Genomic DNA, 13,544 nt, shown 5'->3' on the forward strand with positions numbered 1-13,544 from the left:
ATGGCGCTCTTTGTCTTTTAGCTGATATGATTGATGTATTACTAGCTGTAGTAGATTACTGATGTCAGAACATATTTCACCCAACGCAAACGCACCACTTTCGGAGTGGCTGGCGTATTTAGAAGCACTGCACACCAGTGCGATTGATTTGGGACTAGACCGCGTGTCAGCGGTGGCACAAAAAGGCCAGCTTACCAAGCCTGCTCCGACCGTGATCACGGTCGCGGGGACAAACGGTAAAGGCTCGACCTGTGCCATCATTGAATCAATATTGCTGAAAGCAGGCTACAAAACAGGCGTGTACAGTTCACCGCACCTGATTCGTTACAACGAGCGTGTTCGTATTAACGGAAAAGAGCTTGATGATGAGCGTCATTCTGAAGCGTTCGCCGCTATTGAAGCACTTCGCGGTGAAACAAGCCTCAGTCTGTTCGAGTTCGGCACGCTTTCCGCGCTTTGGCTATTTCTCGATAACCATGTCGATGTTGTGATCCTTGAAGTTGGTCTGGGTGGGCGTTTAGATGCCACCAATGTTGTCGACCACGATGTTTCGGTTATTACCAGCCTAGCCATCGATCATGTTGACTGGCTGGGGGATGACATTGAAGTCATTGGATTCGAGAAAGCGGGCATCTTCCGTACCAATAAACCGGCCGTGTGTGGCCAACCTGAGCCGCCAGCAAGTGTTGCCGCACATGCGGATGACATTGGCGCGCAATTGCATCAAGTGGGTTATCAGTTCGATTATCAAAAAGAAGGCGACGTGTGGCATTGGCAATGCGGTGCGTTTGATTTGCGTGACCTTCCCGTTCCAAATCTTCCTCTTCCTAATGCAGCAACCGCGTTGATGGCATTGGGCTTATCTGAATTAAACGTTACCGACGAGCACATTGTTGATGGGCTTGCCTCTGTCAAACTCGCGGGCCGCATGGAGCGCGCTTCTGAGTCGCCATTGGTACTGCTTGATGTGGCGCACAATCCACATTCCGCGGCGTACCTTGCAACGCAACTGGCTGAGCTTAAAAAAGGAAGTGACGTTAAGGTGCATGCGGTGGTCGCTATGTTGCACGACAAAGATATCACGGCCACGCTCGAAGAAATGAAAACGGTGGTTGATGTATGGTATCCCGCATCGTTAAAAGGCCCTCGTGCGGCAACTGCCTCGCAATTGGCTGAACATTTACCAGAATACGTGACCTGTTTTGATTCACCGACTGCCGCTTTTGAGTCTGCAAAAGCTGCACTTAATGGGGTTTCTGATATGGTGATTGTGTTTGGTTCCTTTTATACCGTCGGTGAAATCGCCGATCTCCTATCTAAAGCGGAGTAATTGTGGCAACTCAGTTTCAACATCGTTTAGTCGGCACGCTTGTTTTGGTCTCTCTTGGCGTTATTTTTCTCCCAGACGTCTTTGATGGTGAAAAAGCACATTATCAAGAAAATTACGAAGCGATCCCGCTGCGTGAAGAGTTTGATACTGAATTACTCACTGCGCCTATTGAAGCGCCTGAAGATGTTGAAGCCTTCATGCCGCAAGCGCCTGTGACGGTGACCATAGATGAGTCTGAGCCTGCACCTGTGGCGCAGGTCGAGGATTCTGCCCCTAAAGCGGGCTATCAGGATTCGGCTTGGATCATCCGTCTTGGCACCTTTAGAAACATAGAAAATGCAAAAAACTTGGTTTCAACACTCAGAGGCAAAGGCTACCCCGCACAGCTAATGCCTCGAGATGTGAAGCAAGGTGAGCTCGCACGCGTGGAGGTTGGTCCTAATGTGTCGAAAGACAAATTAGAGGCAATGACTGCAGATTTGGAGTCTTTGACCGGTTTGAAAGGTCAACTGCTTAGATTTAACCCACTCAACCCTTAAGAAAACGTTTGCGTCGTCATTTTTTCTGTTAAAATGCGCGCGAATCGCTCAGATGAAATAAAGAATGAATTGGATTGATTACGTCATTATCGGAGTGATCGGCTTCTCAGCATTGATTAGTCTGGTCCGTGGATTTGTGAAAGAAGCACTGTCGTTGGTGATTTGGTTTGGTGCTTTTTTTGTTGCCAGCAATTTTTACCCACAGTTAGCTGCCCATTTTACGAATATTCAGGATGAAATGATTCGAAACGGGGCTGCAATTGCAGCGTTGTTTATTACCACCTTGATAGTTGGTGCCGTCGTGAACTATGTCATTGGACAATTGGTTCAAAAGACTGGCTTGTCAGGAACCGATCGTGTTCTTGGCGTGGTATTTGGAGGGATCCGAGGTGTGCTTATCGTCGCTGCACTCTTGTTCTTCCTTGATGCTTTCACCAGCCTCTCCGGCGCCAGCGAGTGGAAACAATCACAGTTAATCCCTAAATTTGGGGTAGTGATTGAATGGTTTTTCTCGTATTTGGAGCAAAGCTCCAGCTTTTTGCCCAAGGTGATTTAGGGCTCCCTCTAGCGTTACAAGGAACTGCAAACATGTGTGGGATTGTTGGAATTGTAGGTGAAACCTCGGTTAATCAGTCGATTTACGATGCGCTAACGGTGCTTCAGCACCGCGGCCAAGATGCTGCGGGCATTGTGACTATCGACGACAACCGCTTTCGTCTAAGAAAGGCGAATGGCTTAGTCAAAGATGTTTTCCAACTCAAGCACATGCAGCGCTTGCAAGGAACAGTGGGGATAGGGCATGTGCGCTATCCCACTGCAGGAAGTTCAAGTGCATCGGAAGCGCAGCCTTTCTATGTGAACTCTCCTTACGGTATTACCCTCGCTCATAACGGAAACCTCACTAACGCTAATCAACTTCGTGAATCTCTTTTTGCTCAAGACCGTCGCCACCTAAACACGACATCTGATTCTGAAGTGCTTCTTAACGTACTTGCGCATCAAATTGATAAAGCAACGTCGCACCCAGTAACTGAAGATGACGTGTTTAATGCTGTGCGTTCAGTGCATGAGCAGGTGATGGGTGCGTATGCGGTTGTTGCAATGATCATTGGTCATGGCCTTATTGGCTTTAGAGACCCTGACGGCATCCGTCCTTTGTGTTTAGGTAAGCGCAAAGTGAATGGGCGTGACGAGTACATGCTGGCTTCTGAATCCGTTGCACTTGATGCGGTTGGTTTTGATTTCGTGCGCGATGTTGCGCCAGGTGAGGCGGTTTACATCACGCTTGATGGTCAGCTATTCACACGCCAATGTGCAGCGACGCCGTCTTTGTCGCCATGTATTTTTGAATTTGTTTACTTTGCTCGCCCTGACTCCTTTATTGATAAGATTTCAGTGTATGCAGCGCGCGTAAACATGGGTAAAAAGCTGGGTGCAAAAATTCGCCGTGAATGGGAAGATTTAGACATCGATGTGGTCATCCCTATTCCTGAAACGTCTTGTGATATTGCATTGGAAATCGCTCAGGTGTTGGACAAGCCATATCGCCAAGGCTTTGTGAAAAACCGCTATGTTGGGCGTACCTTCATCATGCCGGGGCAGCAACAGCGCCGTAAATCGGTTAGACGTAAGCTGAATGCAATCCGTTCTGAGTTCAAAGACAAGTCAGTACTGCTGGTGGATGACTCTATCGTGCGTGGTACGACATCAGAGCAGATCATTGAAATGGCGCGTGAAGCGGGTGCAAAACATGTATACATGGCATCTGCAGCACCTGAAATCCGCTTCCCGAATGTGTATGGCATCGATATGCCAAGTGCAAACGAGTTGATTGCGCATGGGCGTGAGGTGGACGAAATTGGCAGCATCATTGGTGCTGACGGACTTATCTTCCAAGACTTGTCTGATTTGGAAGATGCAGTGCGTGAGGGTAACCCGGATATTCAACAGTTCGAAAGCTCAGTGTTTAGTGGTCACTATGTAACGAAAGACGTGAACCAAGAATATTTAGAGTACCTTGAAAGCCTTCGCAACGATGATGCGAAAACAGTTCGCGAGCAGCAGCAAGAACTGGCAAATCTAGAGATTTACAACGAAGAAAGCTAAGATCGTTGTTTCGCGAGAGTGGGTCAGTGTTCAAGTGGCCTATAGGCAAAGAGACAACATAGAGACAAAAAGAAAAGCGCAGTGAAAACTGCGCTTTTTTTCGTTTGAAGCAAATGAGAGCTTAAGGCAACTCGATGTAAGGCTAGTTCATAAACATCGGGCCGAAGCCTACATTCCACATGATCACTGAGCTGGCGAGTATCGCGACCATCAACACCAATCCACAGGTCACCACAGAACTGGCATAGATAAACCCTCTGTCTTCGGGGATGTGCATGATAATGGGTACGCCGGTGTACAAGAGATACACGGAATACGCGACGCCAGCGAGACCTACGAGCATAACAAACCATACGACGGGGTAGAGAGCCGCTAAGCCAACCATAAACACGGGCGTTGCTGTGTAAGCTGATAGCTCAAGTGCTTGGGTATACGTTGGCTCTGAGCCGAATGTTCGGCTCATCCACAGTGTCAGATACGCGAGTGCCATAACGCCAGTAATCAAGGCGAAATACATAGCAAAGCCGATGATCAGTGCGCTTTGTGAGGTGAGGAAAATTGGGTCACCAACACCGATCTGCCAACCGATGTGCACGCTAGAGTAATAAGCACAAATGGGTGGGATAAGCGCGATGATGGCAATGTGACCAAGGCTGCTTCCTGTGCCTTCGTGGCGGTCATAAATGGTCTGCCATTCTTCTTTTGGATGTGTATAGAGGCCGAGCAAATGTCCCAAAATCATAGTTACTCCTTCCGAACATTGTTGTTGTCGTGAAGTAGCACATCAAAAGATGCATCACTGCGAGGTGTTAGCACTAAATCGCTTAAGAAGATCGATTTACATACTTATAACATTTAGCTCTGCAGGCGATGCTTAGCAAGTTTTATAGTGCAAAACTTAGTTGGTTTTTTAACCACTTATCGTATTTGGGACATTTGCTGATGACGGTCACATTTTCAATGTGTTCTTTTGAAAATACTCGAGTGCAAAGTCGATAAACGCGCGTAACTTTTCCGGCAAATTACTTTTGTCATGGTACATCAGGTAGATATCTCGAGGGTTTGATGTCCAATCAGAAAGGACTTGAACGAGTTTTCCTGATGTAATGTCTTGATTCACGAGAACATCTGGCATGAGGGCAATACCGAGGCCATCTTTAGCCGCGGTTCGCACGATACCTAGCTCTGTCGATTCAATCCTACCTTGCGTTGTAATACTGAGTTGTTGCCCTTGAGAGCTGGTTAAACGCCAGCGCCTCAGCGGGTCACCTTTTAACAGTTGGTGTGCATCAAGCATCGTGGCGTCAGTGATAGGTGCTTGGTTTGCGACGTACTGTGGACTTGCAACGAGTATGTCTCGAACACATTGAAGTTTTCGCGCGATCAACGAAGAATCGCGTTGCGGGCCAATGCGAAAGAATGCGTGGCGTTCTTCACAGTGATCTGGCGATGCATCATTGGAGAGCGATAAATCTAATTTTATATCGGGATACGCTAGAAGAAACGCATTAAACAGCGGATGGAGCAGCTTGGTGGCAATATTAGAAGGTGCACTGATTCGTAACACCCCTGATGCACCTTTACAGCTTTCTGATAGTGTTTCTGTGGTGGCGATAAGTTGTTCAAGCAGTGGGCGACAGGATTCATAAAAAGAATGTCCTGCGTCCGTCAGTGACAACCTACGTGCATCCCTATGCAAAAGACGAATCTGAAGATCGTCTTCAAGTGCTTGAATTCTTCGCGTAAGTGTCGCTACAGGTATCCCTGTTTTCTTTGATGCCGACGTATAGTTTCCGTTTTCCACGATTAAACGGAACAAATTTAAATCATCTAGTTTCATTTGATTTCACGATCTTGCGATGGCCTTCACTGAAAGACACTGAAGGTGTCATTTCAAATTAACATGCGGGACTTTTCGTTGTCTCATATCAAGAAAGCGTTATTGTGATGTGTAAATATGAATGCATATTTACGCATAAGAAGTTTTCAATGGTTCGTCTATCGCCTTAAATTTTTTCTTTCGGGTATACATCGTCTTAAGCACATTGTGTATGGGTTTTCTACTTACGGAACAACGCCCCGTGCTTTTTCAATCTATCCTAAGAATAAAGATATCCCTTTCCTTGGCAAGCATTACAAGGAGCGAGAAAGCGAATCCTATTAGGCAGGAGAACAAACAGTGTTAGATGGCAAAGAGGTTCTCATTGTTGAAGATGATCCGGTGTTCAGCAAGATCATCGCTAGTTTTCTTCGTCACGAAGGATGTGTAGTCAGAGAAGCCGAAAACGGTTTAGATGGATTGAAAGCATTGAGAGAAGGTATCCCAGACCTTCTACTGAGCGATCTGTCTATGCCAGTGATGACGGGCTTAGAGTTTGTGGAAGAAGTGAGTCTTGAGTATCCCATGCTTCCTGTTATCGTCATTTCGGGTACAGGTGGCATGTCTGATGTCGCCCAAGCGCTGCGATTTGGCGTAAAAGATTTTCTTATTAAGCCTATCGACGACATTATGGTGGTTAAATCGGCCATTTTGTCCGTTTTGGAAGAATCAGACAGCTGTACAAATGCAGACACTGATTTTTCCCAGCAATGGTTTAAAGTCAGCCAAAACGCTGATCAGCCTCTTACGGAGGAGTTAAAGTGGCATTTGGATGATCTGTTAGATAACCCTGGCAGTGCACGCGACCTCCTGATGGGATTGATGCCAGAGCAAGATTCCCAGCAGGGTGATTGGCGTTTGTCATACCACTCGCTCCAATCTGCAGACTCGAACCCTGTCGTCCTCGATTACACGTGGATGATGGATGGCAAGATGGCCTTCTACATGGTGGATAGTGGCTCCGCAGGGAAAAACGGTACGGCAACAACCTTGATGATCCGTGCTTTTTTTAATGAATACCTTCGCTCGCAAGATGCTGACGAAAGGGGATTTATTCACTTGGTGCACCAGATTGAGCATGCGATAAAGAAATCTACTTACGCGAGCCCAATCAGGGCGATGTTTGGTATTTTAAATGCGTCAGATAACCAACTTGATGTACTTTCCGCTGGCTTAAATGCCGTGGTGGATGGAACCGGCAATGCCGTTATTGTGAAGAATGACTTCTTACTTGGAATCGATGCAGCAAGTACCCAGTTTCAAACAATCGATCTGTCAGGCGGAAGCGTCCGTGTGTCTCTTAGCGAAGTGGGTTTAACCAGTTTTAGCTTAGATATACAGCGACTTACTGCCTAACAAATAATGCACTATAAAACAAAAAAGCCGTTGTTTATGCAGCGGCTTTTTTGTGCGTGAAATGAGAAGTTCAATGATTTGCTAATGAAAACATGAACCAGTGCAGACAAAATGACCAGTTACTGAGACTGCGCTTGCTGCGAGGTTTCGAGCCTAATATACTCATGAGTTGCATCGCAAAGACGATGTAACATCGAATTGGCTAGAAAATCGGCGAGACGTATAATGAACCCATGGTATCTGCTCTATTGTAAACGCAGCGAGCAACAACGCGCAGAGCAGCACTTAAAACGCCAAGGCGTCGATTGCTATTACCCTCAAGTTTCTGTCGAGAAAATTCGACGTGGAAAGCGCTCTTCCATACTAGAACCCCTCTTCCCTAACTACGTGTTTGCTTCGTTTGACCCTGAGAAAATTGCTTTCACCACAGTGCGTTCAACACGTGGAGTTGTTGATTTTGTTAGGGTTGGAGCAAAGCCTCAATTAGTGCCTGTAGACCTTATTAAAAACCTGATGGTTATCGAAGATAATGATGATCAGCGAGAGCGTCTAAGCGAGGTTTGGAAGCATGGAGATGCCATCGCTATCTCACAAGGGCAGTTTGAGGGCATGGAAGCTATCTACAAAGAAGCTGATGGAGAGCTGCGGTCAATTCTGATGATCAACTTGCTCAACAAGCAGGTTGAAGTCTCGCTGGAAAACGCGATTTTGGATAACAAATAGGGCCGTTTTTAAGCCCGTAACAAGATGAATTTTCGTGCTTTGGGAACGACACCCAAGGGCGGTAGCGTATTGATTTAAAGTAAGGTAAGTCATGAAAATACTGGTAACTGGTGGCGCGGGCTTTATTGGCTCTGCAGTTGTTCGTCATATTATTGAAAACACGTCAGATAGTGTCGTTAATCTCGACAAACTTACCTACGCAGGTAATCTCGAGTCATTATCTACGGTGTCTGACAATGAAAGATATACTTTCGAGCAGGTAGATATCTGCGACCGCGCAGGGCTAGATCGTGTATTTGCATCTTACCAGCCAGATGTGGTTATGCATCTCGCGGCCGAATCTCACGTTGACCGCTCGATAGACGGTCCTGCAGCCTTTATTGAAACCAATATCATCGGCACTTACGCTCTGCTAGAAGCGGCGCGTCAGTATTGGAATACGTTGGACGGCGATAAAAAATCAGACTTCCGTTTCCATCACATCTCTACTGATGAAGTTTACGGTGATCTTGAAGGTACAACAGAGTTGTTCACCGAAGAAACATCGTACGAGCCATCAAGTCCCTACTCTGCATCAAAAGCCTCAAGTGACCATTTGGTTCGCGCTTGGCTGCGTACTTATGGTTTCCCAACTATTGTCACCAACTGCTCAAACAACTATGGCCCTTACCATTTTCCAGAAAAGCTTATCCCACTGATGATTTTGAATGCACTGGATGGTAAAGCCTTGCCTGTCTATGGCGATGGTATGCAAATCCGTGACTGGCTGTTTGTGGAAGACCACGCACGTGCGCTTTACAAAGTAGCGACCGAAGGAGAGATAGGTGAAACCTATAATATTGGTGGCCACAATGAGAAGGCCAATATAGAAGTGGTGAAAATCATTTGTTCGCTGCTTGAAGAGTTTGTGCCAAATAAGCCAGAGGGTGTGGTGCAGTATCAAGACCTCATTACTTACGTAAAAGACCGCCCTGGTCATGATGTACGCTACGCTATCGATGCTTCGAAAATCGAGCGAGAGTTAGGCTGGAAACCGGAAGAAACCTTCGAGTCCGGTATCCGCAAAACGGTTGAATGGTACCTAAACAATCAATCATGGTGGTCACGTGTGTTGGATGGCTCCTATTCACTAGAGCGCCTTGGCTCTAACTAAAAGTCAAACCTTCATATACTTAATATCGGTTCTATGTTCTAGCAGTTGGCTAGGACTTAGGACCTATAAACCTAGGACCTAATTCTCATGAAAGGCATCATTCTGGCAGGCGGCTCAGGCACGCGTCTTTATCCCATTACTCGCGGTGTGTCGAAGCAGTTGCTTCCTATCTACGACAAACCGATGATCTATTACCCGTTGTCGACGCTGATGTTGGCGGGTATTCGCGACATCCTCATCATCACTACACCAGAAGACAATGAGAGCTTTAAGCGTCTATTGGGCAACGGCAGTGACTTTGGCATTAATCTGGAATATGCCGTGCAGCCGAGTCCGGATGGTCTAGCACAAGCATTTATCATCGGTGAAGAATTCATCGGTGATGACAGCGTATGTTTGGTTCTTGGCGATAACATTTTCTATGGACAGTCATTCAGCCAAACTCTAAGAAACGCGGCTTCTCGCGATTCAGGTGCCACTGTATTTGGTTATCAGGTTAAAGACCCTGAGCGTTTCGGTGTTGTGGAGTTTGATGAGAAAATGCGTGCGGTGTCTATTGAAGAGAAACCAGTCAAACCAAAGTCAAACTATGCTGTCACGGGGTTGTATTTCTATGACAACCATGTCGTGAGTCTAGCAAAAGAGGTGAAACCGTCTGATCGTGGTGAGCTAGAAATTACTACCTTGAACGAGATGTACCTAAACGATGGCTCGCTTAATGTTGAGTTACTAGGTCGAGGATTTGCATGGCTTGATACAGGTACGCATGAAAGCCTGCACGAAGCGTCTTCTTTCGTCCAAACCATCGAGCATGTTCAAGGGCTTAAAGTTGCGTGCTTGGAAGAAATCGCGTGGCGTAACGGTTGGTTGAACACAGAGCAACTTGAGCAGATTGCAAAGCCGATGCTTAAAAATGAATATGGACAATACCTGATGCGCCTTGTCAAAGAAGAGAGTTCAAAATAATGAAGCTACTTATTACCGGCAGTCTCGGACAGGTGGGCCGTTGTTTGGTAGAGCAGTTGAACGGCACGGATGCTGAGTTCTTGGCGTTAGACCGAGAAGAGCTAGATATCACCAATGAGAGTGCGGTATCTGCGCTGGTTACCTCATTTTCTCCGGATGTAATTATCAATGCGGCTGCGCATACCGCAGTAGATAAAGCGGAAGAAGAAATCGCGCTTTCCTATGCGATAAACCGAGATGGCCCTGCGAACCTTTCCAAAGCGGCAGATAAGGTTGGTGCGGCAATGCTGCACATTTCTACAGACTATGTGTTTGCGGGCAACAAAGACGGTGAATATGTAGAGAGTGACGAAACAGGCCCACAAGGCGTGTATGGCGAAAGTAAGCTCGCCGGTGAAATTGCCGTGGCTCAGGCATGTGAGCGTCATATCATCTTAAGAACCGCGTGGGTATTCAGCGAGCATGGCGGTAACTTTGTGAAATCCATGCTGCGTTTGGCCCAAAGCCGCGACACCTTAGGCATTGTTGCTGACCAAGTTGGTGGGCCAACCTATGCCGGAGACATTGCCGCCGCATTGCTTCACATCGCCGTGGCCATTACCAAAGGGAACCACACAGGTTTTGGTATTTACCACTACTCGGGCATGCCACACGTGAGTTGGTATGACTTTGCCAACACCATTTTTGCAGAGGCGAAGCAACAGGGCGTGCTGACAACCGCGATGACCGTCAACCCAATTGCCACGTCTGACTATCCGACACCGGCAAAGCGGCCGGCAAACTCAAAACTGAACAACGACAAAATTCATGCACAGTTTGGCGTTAGTCCAAGTGATTGGCAGTTGACTCTAAAGAATTTGAAAGACTACGCGAGTTAATCATGAACGTAATTGATACAGATATTCCTGATGTAAAAATCATTGAGCCAGCCGTGTTTGGCGATGAACGTGGTTTCTTTATGGAAACGTGGAACCAAAAGAAGTTCGAAGAGTTAGTAACCGGTAAGCCAACACGTTTTGTGCAGGACAACCATTCAAAGTCTAAAAAAGGGATTTTGCGTGGTCTGCACTATCAAACGGAAAACACGCAAGGGAAATTGGTTCGCGTAGTATCGGGTGAAGTATTTGATGTCGCGGTAGACATTCGAAAAGACTCGCCGACATTTGGTCAATGGGTGGGTGTGTATCTCTCAGCTGAGAACAAGCGTCAGTTATGGGTACCTGAAGGCTTTGCGCATGGTTTTTATGTGACGAGTGATGAGGCAGAGTTTGTTTATAAGTGTACAAATTTCTATGACCCAAGCTCAGAAGTATCAATTCGATGGAATGACAAATCTTTGGCGATAAGATGGCCAATACAAGATGGTGTACAACCAGAGTTATCGATCAAGGATGAACGAGGGTTTGACTTTACAAATGCTCCTCTTTTTGAGTCGTGAGTAACAAGCTTAGCAATAGAAGTATACTTTATGAGCAACAAATCTGAGCATTCGCTTTTTAGTTTTTCATTGACTTCCAGTATATGGAAATACCGAGAGTTGATATTTAAAATGACTCACCGAGAAATTATTGGTCGCTATAGAGGATCAATAATGGGATTGGCATGGTCGTTTTTTAATCCGCTTTTGATGCTAACAGTATATACATTTGTATTTTCTGTTGTGTTCAAAGCCAAGTGGGGTGCAAGTCTAAACGGTAGTAGAGGTGAGTTTGCAGTCATCCTGTTTGCAGGTATGATTATATTTAACATTTTTTCGGAATGTATAAATAGAGCTCCCAATCTAATGATTGCGAATACTAACTATGTTAAAAAGGTAGTATTTCCATTGGAAATCATTCCTTTAATTGCTTTAGGAAACGCGTTGTTCCATGCGTTAATTAGCTTTTCAATACTACTTATAGCGCAACTCATAATTATGGGAGAGATTCCCTGGACGATACTAGCACTGCCAATTGTTTTGATTCCATTTATCGCTGCTTTGATGGGAGTGTGTTGGATACTAGCCGCTGCAGGTGTCTATATGAGGGATTTAAGTCAATTAATGGGTATTGCTACCACAGTGTTAATGTTTACTTCGCCACTATTCTTTCCTATATCAGCATTGCCTGAGGCACTTCAGCCTTATCTTTCTCTAAATCCTCTGGCATATTTTATTGAGGAAACGAGAGCTGTCATAGTCTTTGGAGAATTGCCTTCACTGAAGAATTTTATTTTGGCAAGTGTGCTTAGCTTAGTTGTGCTTGAATGTGGTTTTACTTTCTTCCAAAAAACTAGAAAGGGTTTCGCTGATGTCTTGTAGTGAAATTGCGATAGAAGCAAAAAATCTAACCAAATCATATCGCTTATACGCTAGGCCAATAGATCGATTACGTCAATTAATGAGTCGAGGGCAGAAGAAATACTACAAGGAATTTACTGCTTTGGATGGAGTATCATTCGAAATAGACAAGGGAGACTCGGTTGGTGTTTTGGGACATAATGGTGCAGGGAAGTCGACATTACTTCAGTTAGTTACAGGTACTTTAACACCAACATCTGGAGACATTACAACAAAGGGGCGTATTGCCGCCTTGTTAGAACTAGGTGCTGGATTTAATCCTGAGTTTACTGGTAAAGAAAACGTCTATATGAATGCTGCGATACTTGGACTAAGTAAAGCTGAAATAGATGAAATATACGAAGATATACTAAATTTCGCTGAAATTGGCGATTTTATAGATAGGCCAGTAAAAACATACTCATCAGGAATGTATGTACGGCTAGCTTTTTCCGTTGCGGTACATATTGTGCCAGAAGTTCTTATCGTTGATGAAGCTCTTGCTGTTGGCGACATACGCTTTCAAATGAAGTGCATCAAGCATATGGAAGAATTAAAGGGTAGAGGCACAACTATATTATTTGTGTCGCACTCACCGGAACAAGTTAAACGTTTCTGCAACAAGGCTCTTTGGATTGAAAAAGGCAAGATTAAATCATTTGGTAGTTCGAATGATATATGTAATCAATACAAAGAATCGATGTCTTTATCTAAAAAACAGAGCGAGAAAAAGGAACGAGATAACAATACTGGATTGAGCTCTCTTCCTGCGAAAATTATTTCCACAACAATAAGTAAAAATTCAATCAAAGTCGGTGAGCCAATCGAAATTTCGATAGATTACGAGATCGTAGACGAGAGGTTGGACGATGTATTGGTTGGTGTAGCAGTCTATAAGGCTAACAGAGAATACATTTTTGGGGCTAATACATATTTAGATAGGTTTAAAATCCCATCTGGAAAAGGGATTCATACGGTCACTTATGCCATTAGAAATATGCCCCTACTCCCAGCCAACTTCGTATTCGACGTTGGTTTATTCACAGATAAAAGTTTAGTTAACATCGACTACATAACGAATGCTGAAGAATTCGAGGTATATGATGACTATAACTCTGAGGGGTTGGTTCATATTGACCATGAATGGCTGTGAACAAAGCCTTTAATATAATCAA

Annotated in this window: 14 protein-coding genes; 12 read left to right on the forward strand and 2 right to left on the reverse strand. The window is 45.3% G+C overall.

The annotated features are described in order from the left end of the window. Positions 1-61 precede the first annotated feature (61 nt). From folC to purF, 4 genes are all read left to right on the forward strand, one after another. A complete protein-coding gene (gene folC, locus EQP46_RS07675; RefSeq protein ID WP_129493087.1) occupies positions 62-1,330 on the forward strand; it encodes a bifunctional tetrahydrofolate synthase/dihydrofolate synthase in 1,269 nt (422 codons plus the stop codon). 2 nt (positions 1,331-1,332) lie between these two features. Continuing rightward, positions 1,333-1,869 (forward strand): SPOR domain-containing protein, encoded by a 537-nt coding sequence (locus tag EQP46_RS07680; protein ID WP_129493088.1) that lies wholly within the window; start codon positions 1,333-1,335, stop codon positions 1,867-1,869. A gap of 64 nt (positions 1,870-1,933) precedes the next feature. Then, positions 1,934-2,425, forward strand: a complete 492-nt coding sequence (locus EQP46_RS07685) for a CvpA family protein (RefSeq protein WP_129493089.1) — start codon at positions 1,934-1,936, stop codon at positions 2,423-2,425. 32 nt (positions 2,426-2,457) lie between these two features. Then, positions 2,458-3,975 carry an amidophosphoribosyltransferase gene (gene purF, locus EQP46_RS07690; RefSeq protein ID WP_129493090.1) on the forward strand — a complete coding sequence of 506 codons (1,518 nt, stop codon included), beginning with the start codon at positions 2,458-2,460 and terminating at the stop codon, positions 3,973-3,975. A 142-nt stretch (positions 3,976-4,117) separates the two neighbouring features. Here purF and EQP46_RS07695 read toward each other — a convergent pair whose 3' ends face one another. Together EQP46_RS07695 and EQP46_RS07700 are read right to left on the reverse strand one after the other, a co-directional pair. Beyond that, positions 4,118-4,717, reverse strand: coding sequence for a Yip1 family protein (locus EQP46_RS07695; protein ID WP_129493091.1), 600 nt, complete (start codon positions 4,715-4,717; stop codon positions 4,118-4,120). A gap of 207 nt (positions 4,718-4,924) precedes the next feature. Then, on the reverse strand, positions 4,925-5,815 hold the full coding sequence (locus EQP46_RS07700; protein ID WP_129493092.1) for a LysR family transcriptional regulator: 891 nt from the start codon (positions 5,813-5,815) through the stop codon (positions 4,925-4,927). A gap of 339 nt (positions 5,816-6,154) precedes the next feature. Between EQP46_RS07700 and EQP46_RS07705 the strand changes: the two genes are divergently transcribed. The 8 genes from EQP46_RS07705 to EQP46_RS07740 all read left to right on the forward strand — a co-directional run bounded on the left by EQP46_RS07705 (position 6,155) and on the right by EQP46_RS07740 (position 13,522). Continuing rightward, positions 6,155-7,210: a response regulator gene (locus tag EQP46_RS07705; RefSeq protein ID WP_102310396.1), complete on the forward strand. Its 1,056-nt coding sequence runs from the start codon at positions 6,155-6,157 to the stop codon at positions 7,208-7,210. 225 nt (positions 7,211-7,435) lie between these two features. Further along, positions 7,436-7,933, forward strand: coding sequence for a transcription/translation regulatory transformer protein RfaH (gene rfaH, locus EQP46_RS07710; RefSeq protein WP_129493093.1), 498 nt, complete (start codon positions 7,436-7,438; stop codon positions 7,931-7,933). Between the two features lie 91 nt (positions 7,934-8,024). After that, complete coding sequence (gene rfbB, locus EQP46_RS07715) at positions 8,025-9,086, forward strand: dTDP-glucose 4,6-dehydratase (RefSeq protein WP_129493094.1); 1,062 nt, start codon at positions 8,025-8,027, stop codon at positions 9,084-9,086. 87 nt (positions 9,087-9,173) lie between these two features. Continuing rightward, on the forward strand, positions 9,174-10,052 hold the full coding sequence (gene rfbA / locus EQP46_RS07720; RefSeq protein ID WP_129493095.1) for a glucose-1-phosphate thymidylyltransferase RfbA: 879 nt from the start codon (positions 9,174-9,176) through the stop codon (positions 10,050-10,052). Further along, positions 10,052-10,930 carry a dTDP-4-dehydrorhamnose reductase gene (gene rfbD, locus EQP46_RS07725; RefSeq protein ID WP_192545487.1) on the forward strand — a complete coding sequence of 293 codons (879 nt, stop codon included), beginning with the start codon at positions 10,052-10,054 and terminating at the stop codon, positions 10,928-10,930. The genes rfbA and rfbD overlap by 1 nt, the downstream gene beginning before the upstream one ends. 2 nt (positions 10,931-10,932) lie before the next feature. Then, positions 10,933-11,490, forward strand: a complete 558-nt coding sequence (rfbC, locus tag EQP46_RS07730) for a dTDP-4-dehydrorhamnose 3,5-epimerase (protein ID WP_161972844.1) — start codon at positions 10,933-10,935, stop codon at positions 11,488-11,490. A 30-nt stretch (positions 11,491-11,520) separates the two neighbouring features. Further along, positions 11,521-12,351 (forward strand): ABC transporter permease, encoded by an 831-nt coding sequence (locus EQP46_RS07735; protein WP_129493097.1) that lies wholly within the window; start codon positions 11,521-11,523, stop codon positions 12,349-12,351. Continuing rightward, complete coding sequence (locus EQP46_RS07740; protein ID WP_129493098.1) at positions 12,341-13,522, forward strand: ABC transporter ATP-binding protein; 1,182 nt, start codon at positions 12,341-12,343, stop codon at positions 13,520-13,522. The genes EQP46_RS07735 and EQP46_RS07740 overlap by 11 nt, the downstream gene beginning before the upstream one ends. Positions 13,523-13,544: the final 22 nt, after the last annotated feature.

It is taken from the genome of Enterovibrio baiacu (genome assembly GCF_004120195.1).
GTDB lineage: Bacteria > Pseudomonadota > Gammaproteobacteria > Enterobacterales > Vibrionaceae > Enterovibrio > Enterovibrio baiacui.

Bases quoted from the DNA above. Each gene is read 5' to 3' on its own strand.
- EQP46_RS07695 (WP_129493091.1), bottom strand. From the start codon at position 4,717: ATGATTTTGGGACATTTGCTCGGCCTCTATACACATCCAAAAGAAGAA.
- EQP46_RS07735 (WP_129493097.1), top strand. From the start codon at position 11,521: ATGAGCAACAAATCTGAGCATTCGCTTTTTAGTTTTTCATTGACTTCC.
- purF (WP_129493090.1), top strand. From the start codon at position 2,458: ATGTGTGGGATTGTTGGAATTGTAGGTGAAACCTCGGTTAATCAGTCG.
- EQP46_RS07740 (WP_129493098.1), top strand. From the start codon at position 12,341: ATGTCTTGTAGTGAAATTGCGATAGAAGCAAAAAATCTAACCAAATCA.
- folC (WP_129493087.1), top strand. From the start codon at position 62: ATGTCAGAACATATTTCACCCAACGCAAACGCACCACTTTCGGAGTGG.
- rfbC (WP_161972844.1), top strand. From the start codon at position 10,933: ATGAACGTAATTGATACAGATATTCCTGATGTAAAAATCATTGAGCCA.
- EQP46_RS07700 (WP_129493092.1), bottom strand. From the start codon at position 5,815: ATGAAACTAGATGATTTAAATTTGTTCCGTTTAATCGTGGAAAACGGA.
- rfaH (WP_129493093.1), top strand. From the start codon at position 7,436: ATGAACCCATGGTATCTGCTCTATTGTAAACGCAGCGAGCAACAACGC.
- EQP46_RS07685 (WP_129493089.1), top strand. From the start codon at position 1,934: ATGAATTGGATTGATTACGTCATTATCGGAGTGATCGGCTTCTCAGCA.
- rfbD (WP_192545487.1), top strand. From the start codon at position 10,052: ATGAAGCTACTTATTACCGGCAGTCTCGGACAGGTGGGCCGTTGTTTG.
- rfbA (WP_129493095.1), top strand. From the start codon at position 9,174: ATGAAAGGCATCATTCTGGCAGGCGGCTCAGGCACGCGTCTTTATCCC.
- rfbB (WP_129493094.1), top strand. From the start codon at position 8,025: ATGAAAATACTGGTAACTGGTGGCGCGGGCTTTATTGGCTCTGCAGTT.